This window comes from Pseudoalteromonas sp. NZS37, from assembly GCF_015864265.1.
Classification (GTDB): Bacteria; Pseudomonadota; Gammaproteobacteria; order Enterobacterales; family Alteromonadaceae; genus Pseudoalteromonas; species Pseudoalteromonas arctica.
In genome coordinates, this window is sequence record NZ_JADYXL010000002.1 from 156,349 (window position 1) to 176,064 (window position 19,716).

Annotated in this window: 18 protein-coding genes; 10 read left to right on the plus strand and 8 right to left on the minus strand. The window is 39.0% G+C overall.

Going from position 1 to position 19,716, the window contains the following annotated elements; all coding sequences use genetic code 11:
- Positions 1-111 precede the first annotated feature (111 nt).
- The gene (gene pssA, locus I6F47_RS04160; protein ID WP_197183382.1) at positions 112-1,437 is read right to left on the minus strand and encodes a CDP-diacylglycerol--serine O-phosphatidyltransferase; all 1,326 of its coding nucleotides are present in this window, start codon (positions 1,435-1,437) and stop codon (positions 112-114) included.
- Positions 1,438-1,735: 298 nt separating this feature from the next.
- Between pssA and trxB the strand changes: the two genes are divergently transcribed.
- The 4 genes from trxB (at position 1,736) to infA (ending at position 4,506) form a co-directional block, all read left to right on the plus strand.
- A complete protein-coding gene (gene trxB, locus I6F47_RS04165) occupies positions 1,736-2,686 on the plus strand; it encodes a thioredoxin-disulfide reductase (RefSeq protein ID WP_008168643.1) in 951 nt (316 codons plus the stop codon).
- Positions 2,687-2,783: 97 nt separating this feature from the next.
- Positions 2,784-3,500, plus strand: a complete 717-nt coding sequence (aat, locus tag I6F47_RS04170) for a leucyl/phenylalanyl-tRNA--protein transferase (RefSeq protein ID WP_024594164.1) — start codon at positions 2,784-2,786, stop codon at positions 3,498-3,500.
- The gene (locus I6F47_RS04175; RefSeq protein ID WP_197183513.1) at positions 3,493-4,197 is read left to right on the plus strand and encodes an arginyltransferase; all 705 of its coding nucleotides are present in this window, start codon (positions 3,493-3,495) and stop codon (positions 4,195-4,197) included. The genes aat and I6F47_RS04175 overlap by 8 nt, the downstream gene beginning before the upstream one ends.
- 90 nt (positions 4,198-4,287) lie before the next feature.
- Positions 4,288-4,506 (plus strand): translation initiation factor IF-1, encoded by a 219-nt coding sequence (gene infA / locus I6F47_RS04180; protein ID WP_002962494.1) that lies wholly within the window; start codon positions 4,288-4,290, stop codon positions 4,504-4,506.
- Between the two features lie 213 nt (positions 4,507-4,719).
- On the opposite strand, the gene clpA is transcribed toward infA, so the two are convergent.
- On the minus strand, positions 4,720-6,981 hold the full coding sequence (gene clpA / locus I6F47_RS04185; RefSeq protein ID WP_007585108.1) for an ATP-dependent Clp protease ATP-binding subunit ClpA: 2,262 nt from the start codon (positions 6,979-6,981) through the stop codon (positions 4,720-4,722).
- 94 nt (positions 6,982-7,075) lie between these two features.
- Positions 7,076-7,384 carry an ATP-dependent Clp protease adapter ClpS gene (gene clpS, locus I6F47_RS04190; RefSeq protein ID WP_007585109.1) on the minus strand — a complete coding sequence of 103 codons (309 nt, stop codon included), beginning with the start codon at positions 7,382-7,384 and terminating at the stop codon, positions 7,076-7,078.
- A gap of 209 nt (positions 7,385-7,593) precedes the next feature.
- On the opposite strand from clpS, the gene cspD reads away from it, so the two are divergent.
- Together cspD and I6F47_RS04200 are read left to right on the plus strand one after the other, a co-directional pair.
- Positions 7,594-7,812: a cold shock domain-containing protein CspD gene (cspD, locus tag I6F47_RS04195; RefSeq protein ID WP_002962500.1), complete on the plus strand. Its 219-nt coding sequence runs from the start codon at positions 7,594-7,596 to the stop codon at positions 7,810-7,812.
- Between the two features lie 525 nt (positions 7,813-8,337).
- Positions 8,338-10,560 carry an NADP-dependent isocitrate dehydrogenase gene (locus tag I6F47_RS04200; protein WP_197183383.1) on the plus strand — a complete coding sequence of 741 codons (2,223 nt, stop codon included), beginning with the start codon at positions 8,338-8,340 and terminating at the stop codon, positions 10,558-10,560.
- Between the two features lie 122 nt (positions 10,561-10,682).
- Here the strand turns inward: I6F47_RS04200 and I6F47_RS04205 are convergent, their stop codons facing one another.
- The 4 genes from I6F47_RS04205 to I6F47_RS04220 all read right to left on the minus strand — a co-directional run bounded on the left by I6F47_RS04205 (position 10,683) and on the right by I6F47_RS04220 (position 15,177).
- Positions 10,683-11,924 (minus strand): amidohydrolase family protein, encoded by a 1,242-nt coding sequence (locus I6F47_RS04205; RefSeq protein ID WP_197183384.1) that lies wholly within the window; start codon positions 11,922-11,924, stop codon positions 10,683-10,685.
- Positions 11,925-11,936: 12 nt separating this feature from the next.
- Positions 11,937-13,319, minus strand: coding sequence for an amidohydrolase (locus I6F47_RS04210; RefSeq protein ID WP_197183385.1), 1,383 nt, complete (start codon positions 13,317-13,319; stop codon positions 11,937-11,939).
- Between the two features lie 100 nt (positions 13,320-13,419).
- Complete coding sequence (locus I6F47_RS04215; RefSeq protein ID WP_024590332.1) at positions 13,420-14,205, minus strand: hypothetical protein; 786 nt, start codon at positions 14,203-14,205, stop codon at positions 13,420-13,422.
- Between the two features lie 279 nt (positions 14,206-14,484).
- Positions 14,485-15,177: a hypothetical protein gene (locus I6F47_RS04220; protein ID WP_024607611.1), complete on the minus strand. Its 693-nt coding sequence runs from the start codon at positions 15,175-15,177 to the stop codon at positions 14,485-14,487.
- 125 nt (positions 15,178-15,302) lie between these two features.
- Between I6F47_RS04220 and I6F47_RS04225 the strand changes: the two genes are divergently transcribed.
- Together I6F47_RS04225 and I6F47_RS04230 are read left to right on the plus strand one after the other, a co-directional pair.
- Positions 15,303-16,175, plus strand: a complete 873-nt coding sequence (locus I6F47_RS04225; RefSeq protein WP_197183386.1) for a fructosamine kinase family protein — start codon at positions 15,303-15,305, stop codon at positions 16,173-16,175.
- A gap of 103 nt (positions 16,176-16,278) precedes the next feature.
- Positions 16,279-16,482 carry a CPXCG motif-containing cysteine-rich protein gene (locus I6F47_RS04230; RefSeq protein ID WP_008166246.1) on the plus strand — a complete coding sequence of 68 codons (204 nt, stop codon included), beginning with the start codon at positions 16,279-16,281 and terminating at the stop codon, positions 16,480-16,482.
- A gap of 1 nt (position 16,483) precedes the next feature.
- On the opposite strand, the gene I6F47_RS04235 is transcribed toward I6F47_RS04230, so the two are convergent.
- Positions 16,484-17,110, minus strand: coding sequence for a riboflavin synthase subunit alpha (locus tag I6F47_RS04235; protein ID WP_101217813.1), 627 nt, complete (start codon positions 17,108-17,110; stop codon positions 16,484-16,486).
- Positions 17,111-17,238: 128 nt separating this feature from the next.
- On the opposite strand from I6F47_RS04235, the gene I6F47_RS04240 reads away from it, so the two are divergent.
- Positions 17,239-18,609: an MATE family efflux transporter gene (locus tag I6F47_RS04240; RefSeq protein ID WP_007585131.1), complete on the plus strand. Its 1,371-nt coding sequence runs from the start codon at positions 17,239-17,241 to the stop codon at positions 18,607-18,609.
- Positions 18,590-19,636, plus strand: coding sequence for a DUF3080 family protein (locus I6F47_RS04245; protein WP_442960273.1), 1,047 nt, complete (start codon positions 18,590-18,592; stop codon positions 19,634-19,636). Before I6F47_RS04240 ends, I6F47_RS04245 begins: the two co-directional genes overlap by 20 nt.
- The last annotated feature ends 80 nt before the right edge of the window (positions 19,637-19,716 follow it).

Below are 19,716 nucleotides of genomic sequence, written 5' to 3' on the forward strand. Positions count from 1 at the left end.
TGGTATTAAGTTATGTAGCTACCTAACTACAACCCATAAAAAAGCAGCTAATTAGCTGCTTTTTTTGTATTTAAATTTCAGATTTATATAAGCTTATTTAGATAAACTTATTTAGATAAAACGCTTAATTATAAAATCTACTTTTACGCGCTTAGCTTGGCCAAGGAGTTTTTTAACTGGCTGCGGGTAATCATCCATCGTTTCTAAATCATCTGGGCCTGTTAAACGTCGGCAGTGCTGTAAAATTTCCTGCTTTTCGTTATCAATAGCATCCATAATTGTTTGCTCTGGATCTTCTATTAAAATACCGTTTTCGATATCAAGACCCCATGCACGCGGATTTAAGTTATGCCCGCTCAATAAATGTTTTGTTCTATCTGAACAAATACCTTTTAAATGAAACGAATTACTTCCATCTTTCCACAGATACACATTTAAATTACCGTTATCGATATGGCGCTTTTGCGTTTTTACAAATTTATGCAAAATAGTTTCGTATAAATAAGGTAATGCCCCTATTTTACTAAACGGCTCGCTTGGCGGTAAATAAAAGTCATTTGCTGTTTTATCGCCTACAACAATAGTCACTTGCTTGCCTTGCTTTAATAATCGGCGCAGTGATCGCATAAGCGGTGCCGGAAAATTAAAGTATGGCGTATACAACACAAGCTCTTGCTCTGTTGTATCAAATAACGCTTTTATTAAACGATTTAACTCGTTATTACGACGCCCGAGTCCTAAAAACAAACGAATACCTAATGCTTGCGTATTTAGCTGCTCTGCTGCGTTATAACTTGCGACTTTTAAATCACGCATTAATTGCTTTTGATCAAGCTTAAAGTCGTGCAAACGCTTAAGCGGTCGCGTGTCTATACGTGGCACAGCCACTGATGAAAGTAGCTTTGTCTCAATAAAATCAACTACTGAGTCACACAGTTCGCTCTGCGTTATTAAAAAGTAACGATCGAGCCTGTAGCGCTCGTTGTATTGCAAGTACACGTTATTTAAGCTTGCGCCGCTGTAAAGTAAGGTGTCGTCAATTACAAAACCTTTTAAATGCAATACGCCAAATAATTCTTTAGCTTTTACAGGTACGCCATAAACTTGTACGTTCGATTTAAACTTTTCTAAATCGTCACAGTATAAACTTGCGTTACCGTCTGATTTATCAGCGCCAATTAATCCACGTTGCGCACGATGAAAATCCACCAGCACTTTTATCTCAAGTGCCGGGTTTGCCAATGACACACGGTGCAGCGCTTCTAAAATTTCGCGACCTGCTTCGTCATCCTGTAAATACAACGCAGTAATATAAATTCGTTTTTTTGCGTTCGCTATCAAACGTAGCAATTGCGTTCGGTAATCTTGCGCATTGGTTAAGACGTTAACGTCTTTTGAAGTCAACCCGAATGCGGGTTTTTCCTGCCAAAATAACATAGTTGCCTATTTGCTTAGGTCACATAATCTATAAGTGACAAATAAAATTAGGTAAAACATAACAAAAAAAATCAAAGGGGTCATGAAATAACGCTGTTTTGTTGCCTGTTAGTCTATTTATTGAGCTACTTAGGCATTTTAACTGTAAAAGCACAGAGCTCTAGTACACAATACTGCACAGCTTTTCGATTTGATAAAAAAAATAATCGCGGATTTTGTTTACATCTGCCTTGTTTTTCTTAGAATCAAGCGCATTAATGAGCATATTGAACACCGTATTAAACGTTTAGGAAAAATAATGACTGAAGCAAAACATTGTAAGCTACTAATTTTAGGCTCTGGCCCAGCTGGTTATACTGCCGCAGTATATGCAGCACGTGCAAATTTAAACCCTGTTTTAATTACAGGCATTCAACAAGGTGGCCAATTAACAACCACCACTGAAGTTGAAAACTGGCCTGGTGATGCACACGGTTTAACAGGTCCTGCGTTAATGGATCGTATGAAAGAGCACGCTGAGCGCTTTGAAACTGAAATCATATTCGATCACATCAATAAAGTAGATGTATCTAAGCGCCCTTTCACACTAACTGGCGACCAAGGTACTTACACATGTGATGCATTAATCATTGCAACGGGTGCTTCTGCTAAATACTTAGGCCTAGAGTCTGAAACTAACTTCCAAGGCCGTGGTGTTTCGGCATGTGCTACGTGTGACGGCTTTTTCTATAAAGGTCAAAAAGTAGCGGTTGTTGGTGGTGGTAATACAGCGGTTGAAGAAGCGCTTTACTTATCTAACATTGCTGACGAAGTACATGTTATTCATCGTCGTGATAGTTTCCGCAGTGAAAAAATACTTGCTGACCGCCTTGCTGAAAAAGCAGCAAACGGTAACGTTGTAATGCATTACAACCGCACGCTTGACGAAGTATTAGGCGACCAAATGGGCGTAACCGGCGTTCGTATTAAAGATGCACACTCTGATGCAACTGAAGAGCTAGATTTAGCAGGCGTATTTATTGCTATTGGCCACAAGCCAAATACTGATATGTTTGTTGGTCAACTAGAAATGAAAGATGGCTACTTAGTTGTAGAGTCTGGTCTTCACGGTAACGCAACTCAAACAAGCGTAGAAGGCGTTTTTGCTGCAGGTGATGTGTCTGACCACATTTATCGTCAAGCAATCACATCTGCGGGTACAGGCTGTATGGCTGCCCTTGATGCAGAGCGTTTCTTAGATAATTTATAAGCAATTAAATAAATTATTATAGGGCTGATTATTCAGCCCTTTTTTTATGCCTAAAATATAGTTACACTTTTACGATCAATTATAAAATAAGTACTGTATGAGAAATCAGCTATACCAATTAAGCGAAAACGATATAGCATTCCCCAATCCGGAATACGCATTAGAATCCCCTGATGGCTTGTTAGCAATTGGCGGAGATTTGAGTTTACCTCGCCTAAGTAATGCCTACAAAAGCGGAGTATTCCCTTGGTTTAGTGAAGATGAGCCTATTATGTGGTGGTCTCCCAGCGAGCGAGGCATTTTTGAGCTTAATGATTTTCATATAAGTAAGAGCTTGCGTAAGCATTTAAAAAAGCACCCTGTAAGAGTAACCATTAATAATGCCTTTGAAGAGGTGATAGAAGCCTGTCGCGATCAACGCCTTGATACCGATGGCACCTGGATCACCTCTGACATGCTCGACGCTTACGTTAATGCACACAATGCTGGCATTGCACATAGTTTAGAGGTGTGGAGTAACGGAGAGCTTGCAGGTGGCTTATACGGCATTATGCAAAATGGTGTTTTTTGTGGCGAGTCCATGTTTCATCATCAAACCAATTGCTCTAAGCTTGCTATGTGGGCACTGGTAAATTGGCTTAAACGCCATAATGCACATTTTATTGATTGCCAGTTAGAAAACCCTTATTTAATGACCCTAGGTGCAAAAGTAATCCCCCGTTCCACATTTTTGACTAAACTAAAAGCGGCACATAACTATACTGTTAACCCTATTATGTGGGAGCCACAAGAACTTGACGCAATCTATGAATGAGCAACTTCCTGCACGTGTTGGTTTAACCCAAGAGTTTGACTGTAGCTATTTACCCAACAGACAAGAGCAACTTTTAGTTATTCTTGATCCCAGTTGCTACAGCACCGACAAATTTGAGTCATTATTAGGCTTGGGATTTCGTCGCAGTGGTAACCAAATATACCGTCCGCACTGCCCAATATGCAGCGCATGTAGTTCTGTACGTGTATTAGCACAAGACTTTATGCCCTCAAAATCGCAAAAACGTAAACTAAACAAAGCAAAAACACAGTTTGAGGTAAAATATTCAACGCAAGAGCGACCTGAGTACTATCCACTTTATAGCAAGTACATAACGATGCGCCATCAGGATGGAAGTATGTATCCTCCTGAAAAAGAACAGTTTCAAAGTTTTTTGCTTTGTAGTTGGCTCAAGATCACATTTATTGAACTGTGGTACCAAGATACCTTAGTCGCAGTTGCCGTAACTGATTGTATGAATAGCGCTATTTCTGCAATTTATACCTTTTTTGATCCCGACTTTGAACACTATAGTTTAGGCTCTGTGATGATATTAGAGCAGCTAAAGTTTGCTAAAGAGCAAAATAAGCAATACGTGTACTTGGGCTATCAAATTGATGAATGCGACAAAATGAAGTACAAAACTCAGTTTTTACCTGCTCAAAAACAGCTCAATGATGAGTGGGTGGCTATTTAATTTGCAAATATAGCCCCTGCGCCTTTACTTATTGGAGTATTTTGGGCAAAATCTGCAGCGTTTAACTATTAAAGAGGTGTTACGCTAAACATGGCGAAAGAAGACGTAATCGAAATGCAAGGGACAGTCCTTGATACTTTACCAAATACAATGTTCCGAGTTGAGCTAGAAAATGGTCACGTAGTTGTGGCTCATATTTCAGGCAAAATGCGCAAAAACTATATCCGTATTTTAACCGGCGATAAAGTAACGGTAGAAATGACTCCTTACGATTTATCAAAGGGTCGTATCGTATTCCGTGCTCGCTAAGTAAGTGCGTAAACGAGATTTAGTTTTTGGCTAGTGTTTTACTAGCTTTAAGCGTTTATTAAATGTAATTGATAGACATTGACTAGCAATTACATTTAATAAACAAAAAGCCCAGTTTTTGCTGGGTTTTTTGTTGCCTATAAAAAGGGCAAAAAAATGGCCCGCTATTATGTAGCGGGCCATTTTATTTAACTAAATTATTTAATTAACGTTTTACGCTGGTGTTAAATTACTCTCGTAATCAAAGCGAATCTTCTTGTCTTTAACTGATACTTTAACCGTACCGCCATCAACAAGTTCACCAAACAGTATTTCGTTAGCTAATTGCTTTTTAAGCTCTTCTTGAATAACACGTGCCATTGGACGTGCACCCATTGCTTTATCGTAGCCTTTATCTGCCAACCACTCACGTGCTTTAGACGTAAGCTCAAGGTTAACTGATTTTTTATCAAGCTGCGCTTGCAGTTCCACAATAAACTTATCAACCACCAGTAAAATAACTTCACGTTCAAGGTGATTAAACCAAATGATGTTATCTAAACGGTTTCTAAATTCTGGTGAAAATACTTTATTAATTGCACCCATTGCATCGTGCGTATGATCTTGCTCTGTAAAACCAATCGACTTACGCGTAGTTTCTTGAACGCCCGCATTGGTAGTCATTACAACCACTACATTTCTAAAGTCAGCTTTACGGCCGTTATTATCGGTTAACGTACCGTGATCCATAACCTGTAGCAAAATGTTGTAAATGTCTGGATGCGCTTTTTCAATCTCATCTAAAAGTACAACAGCATGTGGGTTTTTAATAACCGCTTCTGTTAATAAACCACCTTGCTCAAAACCAACATACCCTGGTGGAGCACCAATTAGTCGACTTATTGCATGGCGCTCTACATATTCCGACATATCAAAACGAATAAACTCAACACCCATACATTTAGCAAGTTGCTTAGTTACTTCTGTTTTACCCACACCGGTAGGCCCTGCAAACAAAAACGAACCTACTGGCTTTTCTTCGCTCGATAAACCAGAGCGAGATAAACGAATAGCTGATGTAAGTGCGTCAATAGATTGATCTTGCCCAAACACGAGCATTTTAAGATTACGGTCTAGGTTTTTAAGCGTTTCTTTATCTGTCGACGAGACGCTTTGCGCAGGAATACGTGCCATTTTAGATATAATTAGTTCTATATCTGCCACGCCAATGGTTTTTTTACGTTTAGAGCTAGGTTGCAGGCGCTGACTTGCACCGGCTTCATCAATTACATCAATTGCTTTATCTGGCAAGTGACGCTCATTAATGTATTTAGCACTGAGTTCTGCAGCTGCTTTTAATGCTTTTTGAGTGTAACGAATACCATGGTGCTCTTCGTAACGCTCTTTTAATCCATTTAATATTTTAGTGGTATCGGCAACACTTGGCTCAAGTACATCAATTTTTTGAAAGCGACGTACTAATGCACGGTCTTTCTCAAAAATATTTTTATACTCGTTGTAAGTTGTTGAACCCATACAACGTAGCTTACCACTTGAAAGGAGTGGTTTAAGCAAGTTTGATGCGTCCATAACACCACCAGACGCCGCGCCGGCACCGATTATGGTATGTATTTCATCAATAAATAAAATAGAGCCTGGCTCAGCTTGCAGCTCTTTTAGTAAGCTTTTAAAGCGCTTTTCAAAGTCGCCACGGTATTTAGTACCCGCAAGCAATGCACCCATATCTAGCGAGTACACAACAGCATCTGCAATTACTTCTGGTACTTGCTTATTAACAATGCGATACGCAAGGCCTTCAGCAATTGCTGTTTTACCAACGCCCGCTTCACCAACAAGTAATGGGTTATTCTTTTTACGACGACACAATACTTGTACCGTGCGCTCTACTTCGCTGTCGCGTCCGATCAGTGGATCAATGTTACCTTCACGAGCTTGAACGTTTAAGTTAGTTGTAAAGCTGTCTAGCTTGCTTGCTTCTTCATTTTGAACTTCTTGCACTTCATCATGAATATCGTCGCTGTCGTTGCCTAATTCATCATCTGCTTTAGAAATACCATGCGAAATAAAGTTAACGATGTCTAAACGCGATACATCATGCTTTTTAAGTAAATATACAGCTTGGCTTTCTTGCTCAGAAAAAATAGCAACTAGCACATTCACGCCAGTGACTTCATTTTTACCTGACGATTGCACATGGAACACAGCGCGTTGTAATACACGTTGAAAGCCAAGTGTTGGCTGAGTTTCACGCTCTTCTTCTAAATCTGGAATGACGGGTGTTGTTTCGTCAATAAATTCTAATAATTCGGTTTTTAAACCAGAAATATTAACACCACACGCATTTAGGGCTTCTCCTGCAGAAGGATTATCTAACAGCGCAAGTAAAAGGTGCTCTACGGTCATAAACTCATGACGGCGAGTGCGCGCTTCACGAAACGCGGCATTTAATGTGAGTTCTAAGTCTTTGTTTAGCATTGGCAACCCCTTACTGAGATAATAATTTATACCACAACAATCGGATGTTTGATCACCCTAATTGGTATTTATACCAATTGTATTAAATTGGTATTTATTCCTGCTCACAACTACAAAGCAGTGGATGCTCGTTATCACGCGCGTAGCGGTTAACTTGTTCAGCTTTGGTGTGGGCTACGTCGGCGCTGTAAACACCACATATACCCTTACCTTTTTCATGAACCTGAAGCATCACGTCGGTTGCTCTATCGCTATCCATATTAAAAAACGTCGTTAAAACTTCTATTACAAAGTCCATCGGCGTGTAATCGTCGTTATTTAAAACAACTTTATATTTTCGCGGCGGCTGTAGCTTTTGCTTTTCGCTGTCGCGAACTGTATCGATAACACCTGAATCTTTCATACCACTCATAATTAAATATAGTCTTGTCTTTGTAACTCAAGCAAACTTGAATAAAAAATAAATAAAATGTTAAAAAAATAACTCAAAACACTTGACTGGTTGGCTAAATAAACTACAGTCAAACGTAGATTGATTAAACCTTAGTCAGTCTAGCAAATAATACAATTTAGAATAACTAAATTAGTCAACTTATTGAAGGATGTAGAAGTATGGCTTGCGGTAAAGTTAAATGGTTCAACAACGCTAAAGGTTTTGGTTTCATCGTAGAAGACGGCTGCGAGAATGATATTTTCGCTCATTACTCAACAATTGTAATGGACGGTTATAAAACGCTTAAAGCTGGTCAAGATGTAACATTCGAATTAGAACAAGGACCTAAAGGTCTACACGCTAAAAATATAGCCCCAGATGGTGACATTATTGAGTGACTATTGTTTTGTTCGACTAAAGCGAGTGACCTTTTAAGATCCTCGCTTAATTCCTTAAGCATACTAACTTATCTCTTCTCCCCTATTTATTGCCTCTTTTCATTCAAATTCAACCCTTTTCCTTGAATTTATTTTATATACCCCAATGTTCTAAGAGTTGATTGTTTAACTGCTTATTGGGCATGCTCAACCTCTAGCCCTTTTTATTTAAGCTTGTTACACTCTTGGTGCTAAAAATTGCGTATTAACGCAGCAACTAATCCAACTTGTCGCCTCTTTTATATGTACTAGGCTAAAGGCTGATTTATTTTTGTTAATTTTTTAGCTATAAATACAATTCCAGTTCGTCAGGTGTGACTATTCTGCTTTTATAAAAGAGCAACGCTGAGTACCAACACCTAACAAACTATTCATTACGAGCGTATGTATTCATTAACTTGTTTAATAATATGTACTCACTCATTAGTAATGATTTTCTTTGCATTGTTGAATAAGACCTTTTCGGTCTACTATCTAGGAATGATGATGACATCAAAAATTATCTATACAAAAACGGACGAAGCTCCGGCACTAGCAACTTACTCGTTGCTACCGATCATCCAAGCATATACAAATGCGGCCGGTGTTGAAGTTGAAACTCGCGATATCTCATTAGCAGGTCGTGTAATTGCTAGCTTCCCTGATTATTTAACACAAGAACAACGCATTGGTGATGCACTTGCTGAACTTGGCGAGCTTGCTAAAACACCAGAAGCAAACATCATCAAATTACCAAACATCAGTGCATCTGTACCACAGCTTCGCGCTGTAATTAAAGAGCTTCAAGCAAAAGGTTACGCTCTTCCAGAATACCCTGTTGAACCTAAAAATGATGAAGAAAAAGCAATTCAAGCTGCTTACGACAAAATCAAAGGCAGTGCAGTAAACCCAGTACTACGTGAAGGTAACTCAGATCGTCGCGCACCAGGTTCTGTAAAAGAATATGCACGTAACAACCCGCATTCAATGGGTGCGTGGAGCAAAGATTCAGAGTCTTATGTTGCAAGCATGAGCGAAGGCGACTTCTTTGGTTCAGAAAAATCAGTAACTGTTGATACAGCCACTGATGTACGTATTGAACATGTTGCAACTAACGGCGACGTTTCTGTACTTAAACAAAGCACGCCTCTTTTAGCTGGCGAAGTTATTGATGCATCAAGCATCAGCGCTTCTAAGCTTCAAGCTTTCTTAGCTGCTGAAATTGACGCTGCTAAAGAAAAAGGTGTTTTATTCTCGCTTCACATGAAAGCGACAATGATGAAAGTATCTGATCCAATTATCTTTGGTCACGCTGTAAAAGTATTCTACAAAGATGTATTTGCTAAACACGGTAAGCTTTTTGAAGAGCTAGGTGTTGATGTAAATAATGGTTTAGGCGATGTATATTCTAAAATTCAAACATTAGACGATGCTAAGCGCGAAGAAATTGAAGCAGACATTCAAGCTGTTTACGCTAGCCGCCCTGCTATTGCTATGGTTGATTCTGACCGCGGCATTACAAACCTACACGTACCAAGTGACGTGATCATCGATGCGTCTATGCCTGCTGCAATCCGTTCAAGCGGTCAAATGTGGAATAACGATGGTAAATTACAAGACACTAGCTTTGTAATTCCAGATCGTTGTTACTCAGGTATTTACCAAGCAACTATTGATTTTTGTAAAGTGAATGGCGCGTTTGATCCAACAACTATGGGTAGCGTACCTAACGTTGGCCTTATGGCTCAAAAAGCTGAAGAATACGGTTCACACGATAAAACGTTTGAAGCTAAAGCAGATGGTTCTATCCGTGTTGTTGATGCAAATGGTAATACATTACTTGAGCACAGTGTTGAGCAAGGCGATATTTGGCGCATGTGTCAGGTTAAAGACGCACCAATCCAAGATTGGGTTAAGCTTGCAGTAAATCGTGCACGCGCAACAGGCGTTCCAGCTATTTTCTGGTTAGACGAAAACCGTGCACATGATGCAGAGCTAATCAAAAAAGTAAATAAATACCTACCAGATCACGATACAGCTGGCCTAGATATTCAAATTTTAGCACCGCTTGAAGCAACATTGTTCTCACTAGCGCGTATTAAAGAAGGTAAAGACACTATTTCTGTAACAGGTAACGTTTTACGTGATTACCTTACAGATTTATTCCCAATTTTAGAGCTAGGTACGAGTGCTAAAATGCTTTCAATTGTTCCACTTATGAACGGTGGTGGATTATTTGAAACTGGCGCAGGTGGTTCTGCACCTAAGCATGTTCAACAATTCGAAAAAGAAAACCACTTACGTTGGGATTCTTTAGGTGAATTTTTAGCACTTGCTGCATCTCTTGAGCACCTAAGCGTAACTACGGGTAACAACAAGGCACAAGTTCTTGCTGATACACTAGATAAAGCGACTGGTACTTTCTTAGCAGAAAACAAGTCTCCTTCACGTAAAGTGAAAGAAATTGATAACCGTGGTTCTCATTTCTTCCTATCTTTATTCTGGGCACAAGAACTTGCTAAGCAAAATGATGACAGTGAACTTAAAGCACAGTTTACTCAAATTGCTAGCGACCTTGAGTCTAATAAAGAACAAATCGTAAGTGAACTTAACGATGCGCAAGGCCCTGCAGTTGATTTAGGCGGTTACTTCCAGCCTAACGATGATGCAGCCTTTAAAGCGATGCGTCCAAGCACTACATTTAACGATATTCTTGCTAAATTAGTATAAATATTGGTTTAAATTTAAAAGCCGCTTACTTGTAAAAGTAAGCGGCTTTTTTATGTCTAAATTTTACAAACAAAAAGGCCGCTATTTATAAAATAGCGGCCTTTGAATAATTAATTTATTAATTATTTAGTATATGCACGTGGCATTTTTGAATCTGTCATATAACGGTCACGCAGTTTATCTTGGCGAGATTGTGTAGATACCTCAACCCCATTAATAAACATTTTGCTCACGTGGCTGCTTAGTTCAAACGGGTCATTACTCCACATTACTACATCAGCAGCTTTACCTACTTCAAGACTACCTGCATTAATGCCAAATACATCAGCAACGTTTGATGTAACCGCTTTTAACGCACCTTCTTGGCTCATACCATACGATACTGCATTACCAGCATCAAAACGCAGCTGATAAATGTTGTGACTTGCATCACCACCTACCGTTAATAATACTTTAACGCCTGCTTTTTCTAGCACACCTGCATTATCTAAACTCGCATGAAGCGAATCAAAACTTGCTGGTAAGCTGTCCATTGCACTAATAATTACTGGGATATTTGCTTTAGCAACGCGCTCTTTTACTACAACAGCGTCTTGTGCGCCGTTAAGTACTAAGTTAATACCAAATTGCTCTTTTACTTTAATAAGCTCAATAATATCTGCCGCACGTGATACGCCAACCACTAATGGCATTTCGCCACTGAGTACTTTTGCCATTACTTTGTCTTCAGTACTTGGCTTGTCGTCATCTTTTTTAGCTTTTTTACCAGCTTTAGTTTTGTGCTCATCAAGTTTATTAATCAGTGTTTGCAAAGTAAAAGCACGAGAGCCTTTACTGCGCTCACCTAAGTAAACAATTAAAGCCGCTTGTTTTTGCATGTCGCTGTCAAAACTACCACTTAAATCAACAACACTTGCAAGGCCTGAAAAAATGCTATCGCCGCCATGAGGGGTAATGACATCGCGTGTTACACCGCCTTTACGAGCGTAAGGTATTAAGCTTGAATGTGCGTTGTAAGCAAGACTTACGTCAAAATCAATACTGGCTTTTTCCTCGCCTGCATCGCGAGAGCCCGCAACTGCACTTACTTCAACTAAACCAAGTTGATTAATACTTGCAATAAAGCCAGGGGTCACAATTTGGCCCTTTGCATCAATAATTTGATCTACTTTAATTTCAGTTGGGTTAATCGCTGTGATTTTACCATCTGTCATTACAATGCTTGCCGCTTCTAATACACCTTGATCAGATGACGTATGCAATGTTGCATTAATAATTGCTAGCGATTGTGCGCTTACAGCACCAGATGCTAATAATCCTGCAGCAACCAGAGAAAGCGAAAACGAACGTGATAAATTTTTCATTCTGGGTGCTCCTTATTGTTGACCTAACATAAAATCACTTGTTGCTTGATACGCGCTGTCGTTTCTATCGTAAACTTTTGCACCATCAACAAACACTTGTTCAGCTTTAGCATAAATACTAAATGGGCTTTGATTCCAAATAACCACATCGCCCTGCTTACCCGCTTCTAGTGAACCTGTTTTGTCATCAATACCTAACGACTTAGCAGCGTTAGCAGTGATCCATTTAATAGCGTGTTGCTCAGAAATATCAAAACCATTTTCGTTAGCACGGTACATAACCTTGCCAGCTTCTTGGTTTAAGCGCTGAATAGTAGTATCTGAATCTGAGTGAACAACTGCACATGAATTTTTAACAGCATCAACAATAGCTACGTTTTCTTGAACCATGTCGTAGGCTTCCATTTTAAAGCCCCACCAGTCTGGCCAAAGTGCAGCACACGAACCATTTTGGGCAAGTAGGTCAGCAATTTTATATGCTTCTACACCGTGATGGAATGTACCCGCGTCGTAATTAAATTCTTTTGACAGGTCAATCATCATTGCCATTTCTTCAGCTTTATAACAATGATTATGAATACGTACTTCGCCTTCAAGCACACCACGAAGCGTATCGTGTTTAATATCACGTACTGGTGCTTCTGGGTTTAAACCTGCTTCATAATCGGCATCGTACTTATCCCATGCACGTTTGTATTCAGCGGCTTCAGCCCACGCCATACGATAACCTGCCATATTACCCATTCGGGTTGAAGGCAATACACCTTGACGACCATAAACACGTTTAGGGTTTTCACCACACGCCATTTTTAAACCATAGGGTGCTTCTGGAAATTTCATACCTTGCATAGTGTGTGCAGGGACGTTTTTAAGCGTAACGCCGCGTCCACCAAATAAGTTAGCTGAGCCTGGTAAAATTTGCAGAGAAGTAATGCCGCCTTCGCGTGCACGATTAAAGCCTGGATCTTGTGGCCAAACAGAATGCTCAACCCACACTTCTGCAGTGTTAGGGCTGGTCATTTCGTTACCATCTTGATGCGACTCAACCGACGGGCTTGGGTATGCACCTAAATGTGAATGTACGTCAATAATACCCGGTGTTACCCATTTGCCTTGTGCATCAATTGTAATATCAGCAGTAGCAGTTAAGTCTTTACCAACTTGTTGTACTTTGCCGTCAACAAGTAATACATCAGCCTCATCTAAACGCTCACCAGTACCTGTAAGTACTGTTGCATTTGTAATAAGTGTGCTTGATGTAGAAACGGGTTGATAAGTGCTTGGATAAGGATTTTTGTTGATTGTTATTTTATCGTCTTGCGGGCCGTTTTCTTGGCAACCTACAAGTGCAGCAGCTAAGCCAACTGCTAATAAAGAAGGTGCAAATTTTTGCATGTTGTTTGGATCTCCTGTTTTTTTGCTACTTTAGCGAAAGCTAAGGAATAAAGCCAAAAAAACAGGTGAAAACGCAGTTAATTAAGATGAATATCTGTAATTATTTCTTTATATAATTGTTATACAACTTTTCAAGCGCACCTTCGGTTGTAAGCGATGGATCTTTACTAATAAAGTGCTTAACCGTACGCGTTACAAAATCAGAGTTTTGCTTATGTAACTTAGAAAAATCTTTAATAATTGTATTACCGTCTTTAGCCGCTGTCACTTTGTCATGACGATGACGATACTGGCTTAGCGCTTTATTAAAATCCCCTTGGTAGTCTTCAACCAAAATTTTATAAAAGTCACTTTTTTGTACGTTTAAATCATTAATGCAGTAATTTAGCGCCTCTTTAAAGTCGGTAAATATCATGCCTTCTACATCAAACTCTTTTGTTTTTTCACGTACTGCTACTTTGGCATCTTCTGTGGCATAGCTAAAACCAGTAAACGCTAAACGCTCAGCGGCTTCTTTTCCTAATTTCATACCCGCTTGAATACTATGGGCAAACTCATCGCTCATGTCGCCAAGTTCGTTTTCTTCCCACATGTTATAAACACGCAGTGGTTTTGCATATTTAGTGGCAAGCTTTTTTTTCATTTTAGTAAAGCGCTCATCAATCGTCATCAGCCTTTCGTTATGTAAAAGTGCATGGCACTCATAACAAGCCGCAATAGATATAAAGTCAGCCTCTTCACCTAAATCAACAATGCTTTGCAGCATATGCAGGGGCGGACAATGGTCGCGCTCTGTCGCTTCACAGCCACAATAAAAACACTGGTTAAAATGCTGCTGATCGCAAGCGTATGCTTGCTGATAATAACTGGCTAACGTTTTGCTCACCGTTGCTCCTAAAAAACACGACTAAATTATGGGGGCGATAATAACAGCCTGAAAAAATAAGTCATACCAATTACATTAAATTAGTAATCTATTATTGCGCTAATAAAGTAGCGCAATAACAAGGCGAAATTATAACGTGTAGTTGCTATCACTAATTACTCCCTGCATTGCTCTATCTCTTGCATCCATGCACTCGTACACGAACAATTTTTAACGCAGTAAGTGCGCTATTTAATGCGATAAAATGATTATTTTTTTAATTGGTATCAGTAGTTATATTTAAATCACGGCCGCTATTAAACCAAACAAGCCACCAAACACACCACCCCACACAACAAGCCAGCCTAAGTGCTCGCGGATCATGGTTTGAATAATCTCTTTAACCATTTTTGGGGTAAGCTCATCTAAGCGCTCATCAACTAGTTTAAGCACCGTTTTATGTAGGCTCTCTGCGCTATTACCTTGTGAAAGTGTTTGGCTTACTAATGCTTTAAAGTCGTCAGTTTGGGAAATCTCACTAAGCGACAATTGCATTTTTTCAATAAACTTTTCACGCATTGGCTCTATTGCTGCTGTGCCGCCAAACATCCCAAGCATGCTACCAAACTGAGATTGCTCTATTACCTCTAACAAATTGTCGAATGCAGGGTTTAAATCAACATTGCTAATTATTGGCTCAAAGTCGATATTGGGCTGCGCTTTATTAAGTAAATTATTAATTTTTTGCTCTGAAAAAAACTCCGTTAATATTAAGTTTCTAATTGCGATTTTAAAGCTTTCAAACTTAAGCGCTATAACGCCTGAGCCATATAAAAAAGGGACTTTTTCGAACAACATATGAATCGCTAATAAATTAGTTACCGCGCCAGAAAGTGCAAATAAACCAACTGATAACACAATTGCTTGGTTAAACATAAAACCTACAACAACACATAAACCCGCTAGCAAATTGGTTATTAAACTTTTGTTCATTTTTACTCCATTACAGTAAGTGTAATTTTTATGCAATATAGTCATTAATTTTACAACGTTTAGATTGTTAAATTAATACCTTTTTGCCATAGTTTAAGTATCTGTTTAAAAGGCGAGCAATTGTTATGTGGAAAACAGTAAATGAGCACATCAGCCAAGCCATTAATTTTGACTTTAAACACACCTATAAACGCCAATTACAAAGTACAAATACCGACAAACTATTTCATATTACCAATGGTACGCATAACTTCTTCGTTAAAATAGCATTAAAAAGCGAACTCGAGCGTTTAGAAAGTGAATTTATTGGCTTAAAGCTTTTAGCGCAAAATAGTAATTTTAAAGTCCCTGAATGCATTACAACCGGTGCAAATATAGAGTTTTCGTTTATTGTTTTACAGTGGCTTGTTTTAGATAAACAACCCCACAACACATGGGAAACTATGGGAAGCAGCCTCGCTAAAATGCATCAAAAACACGACCAAGCCATGTTTGGTTTTGATGTAGACAACTACATAGCCACTACCATACAACCTAATCGCTGGCATAAAAAATGGGATGTATTTTACGCCGAAGAACGTATAGGGTGGCAATTACAGTTACTCGCTGAAAAAGGCATTAACTTTATTGAACCCGAGCGCTTAATTAATGCCGTTAAAGAACAGCTGCATAGTCATCAAGTTGAGCCCTCATTACTGCATGGCGATTTTTGGCGAGGAAATATGGGCTTTTTAAAAGCAGAGCCAACGGTATTTAACCCGGCTTGTTATTATGGTGATCGGGAAGTGGATATTGCAATGAGCGAACTATTTGCGCCACTTCCAAAAGACTTTTATAGCGCCTATAACCAGCACTACCCGCTTTCTCAAGATTACGAAAAACGTAAGTTAATATACCAGCTATACCCTATTTTAAATCACGCTAACATCTTTGCCGGTCACTATCTTATTGAAGCTAAACAACATATAGAAAAGCTGGTATTTGAAGGTATAAAATAAGTGTCATAAGCTGCATTTCAGCACTATATTTAATGAGTAAGTAGGCGTTCATCTGTAAGCGATTAAGTTGAATCTAACTTAATTATTTATAACTGGAGTGATTATGAAAGATTTTTTATCACAACGAATAACGTGCCCACACTGCGGACACCACATACATTTAGACTTAGACGCAAGCATGGGCGATCAAGACTACATAGAAGATTGCACTGCCTGCTGTAACCCAATTCATTTAAATATGCATATAGATCATGCTAACAATAAATTAGAGCTACACGTAGACAGTGACGACGAACAAATATTTTAACTTAAGCCTGATGGCGTAAGTAGTTTTCTACCGTATTTACAATAGTGTAAGTTTGCTGATCAACTTCAATATTAAACTTGTCACCCACTTGCGCTGCACCAATGTTTGTAATGGCGAGCGTTTCCGGAATTAGGTGTAACCAAAAACCTTGTTCATCAACTTCGCCCACGGTTAAGCTTGCGCCATTTATCGCAACAAACCCTTTATATAACACATACTTTTGCCACTCTTTTGGCAAACTGAGTTGTATTTTGCAGTTGTTCTCACGCTTCACTATTTGAGAAATTTGTGACGTACAATGAATATGCCCAGACACTATATGCCCACCTAGCTCAGTACCAAACGTAACAGAGCGTTCGTAATTAACTAAACTACCTAGCTCAAGCAGCCCTAAATTAGTTAACTTTAGGGTTTCGTCAATCACATCAAAATGCACTTGCGCTACCACATCGTGATTACTTAGCTCAACTTGCACAACTGTTAAACAACAGCCATTAATAGCAATACTTGCGCCTAAATCTAAATGCTTAACGTACTCATCGCTCACCGATACAACTAAGCGTAAAACACCGTCTGTTTGAGTCTTAGAGACCACCGTAGCTTGCGTTTGCACTATTCCTGTAAACATAAAATCACTTTAAATTATTACAAAGTGCTAGTTTAACGTATCAACTCATAAAATCATTCACTACTGTGATTTTTATTTAAACTCCAATAGATTACAATTACGCCCTATTTTATCAACTAGCTGTTTTTATGACCTTTTGCAATTGGGAAGCCAAGCGTTTACTTTCCCTCGCTTTACCTGTTTTTTTAGCGCAAGTTACACTTATTTTAATGTCGGTCGTCGACACAATTATGGCAGGCCAAGTTAGCCCTACTGACTTAGCTGCACTGTCTATTGCAACAGGAATATGGAACCCATTATTACTTGGCCTTCAAGGAATTTTATTAGCGCTTACCGGTATTATTGCGCAGTTTTCTGGCAGTGATGACCGCAAAGGCATTAGCCACTATTTTCAACAAGCGCTTTATTTAACCGCTATTTTGAGCTTTACAGGCTTTGGAATTGCCCATTTAGCAGATGCTATTATTTTTAAGCTCGATACAACGCCTGCAATTGCAAACCTTGCCATTGACTACATTCACTTTGTGAAATGGGGTGTATTTGGATTTTTAATTTTTACGGTATACAGAAACGTTACCGAAGGTATGGGAATGACCAAGCCCGCGTTTTACATAAGCCTATTAGGTTTAGCTGTTAATATTCCGGTAAATTATATTTTCATAAATGGCTTATTTGGTTTTCCTGCTTATGGCGGCGCGGGCTGTGGTATTGCAACAGCCATTGTTTTAACTGTTATGGCAATAGCACAAGTCACTTACTGCCAAATGAGTAAAAAAGTAGATGCTAAAGGCCTGCTTTCATCATTCGAAAAACCTAATTTCACTACCATTGGTATTATTACTAAGTTAGGTATACCAATTTCACTCGCCACCTTTTTTGAAGTTACTTTATTTGCGTGTATACCGCTATTTATAGCGCATTTAGGTGCAGTAGCTATATCGGGGCATCAAATAGCAGCCAGTGTAACTACATTGCTATTTATGATGCCGCTGAGCCTATCAATCGCTATCAGCATTCGTATAGGTAACTTATACGGCCAAAAGAACATGACTCAATTAAAAGTTGCGGTTTCTACCAGCTATATTTTAGCCATTGCTGTGGCGTTATTTTTAGCGCTTATTACGTTTGCCGGTCGTGATTTAATTAGCCAACTGTATACCGACAGCCCCGCTGTTATGGCATTGGCTTCATCAATTATGATTTTAGCGTGTATTTACCAATTACCTGATGCACTTCAAGTTGCAGCAAATGGCATACTCCGTGGGTTAAAATACACCACGCCTATATCGTATATTACGTTTATATCGTATTGGTTAATCGGCTTTTGTTTAGGTTACGTATTGGCAAGAACAGACATAATTGTGCCAGCTATGGGGCCACACGGTTTCTGGACTGGGATAATAGTGGGACTTAGTGTCGCTGCTATTTTATTAATGCTAACGGTAAAAAAACGTCTAAAATATGAATTTCTTAAAATTGATGCACTCAATCAAAACTAATAAACTCAGCCTTAAAACATTACCAGCTACTTTGCTGGTAATGTGTTTTTTAACGCTTACTGGCTGCAACAAACCACAAAGTAGTATAAACGTTACTTATATTGAACGCTTAAGTAGCACAGTTGATACAAGCCCAACACAGCCTGCGCCACTCAAGCAACTCCCCTTACTGCAGCCTACCCCAATAGCACAAAGTGACTTAACACTTAGCATTGCTGAGCTTGCAGGCATTAGCCAATGTAAGCTTAACGTGCTTATAAGTGAGCACAATAACCAATTAGGAAAAACCGCCAGCGCTGCTGGGCAATTAAAATATCAAATAAACTTTATTAAAAGTGCACAGGTTTGCTTAAACACGCTTGATAAAAATAGTCCTAGTTACACAAAAATACTCGCAGCCAAAAACTACAAAGAAACACACCTAATGCACTTTTTTAACACCATGCTATTTAAAGAGCCTGAGCTAAATCGTACTTGGCAACTCACTTCAAACGAGCTTACTACTGAACCTGCTGGTTTTAGTGATACCGTACTTGCGCTAAAGCAACTTGTACTCATTAAGCAACAAATTAAGGCTAAAGAATTTAGTGAAATTAATAGCAATTCTATTTTTAGTGCACTCGAGCAGCTTAATAAATTTCAATTTAACCAGGCACTCATTCAATCGGTCCGCAAGCAGGTAGTGTTAAATAACAACGCCACGCAGTTTGTAAAAACATTAAACTTTAATACGCTGTGCCCACAGGATAAAAATAATAAAAACGCAAAAATCATAAGCAACGTATTTCAAAAGTTTTACCTAAAAGAAATTCAGCCCTATCAAGCGCAGTTAACTGGTTATCTAGAGGCACTACAACCGCTTTATAATGAGCTTTGGTTTAACGAAAGTATCTCAAGCCCTCAAATTAATAACTTAGTCAAAACGGACTCGACAAGTAACTTACTGAACTTACTAAAAAGCTCAGCTAAAAAACATGTGGTTTGGTGGCAAGTATTTTATAAAACGTGTGAAATAAGCCCAATATGAATAAAAAAACGGCAAATAAACTCAAAAACAACAAACTTGCTTGATTCACCAACCGCCACGCTATATATTAGCCGCCGTTG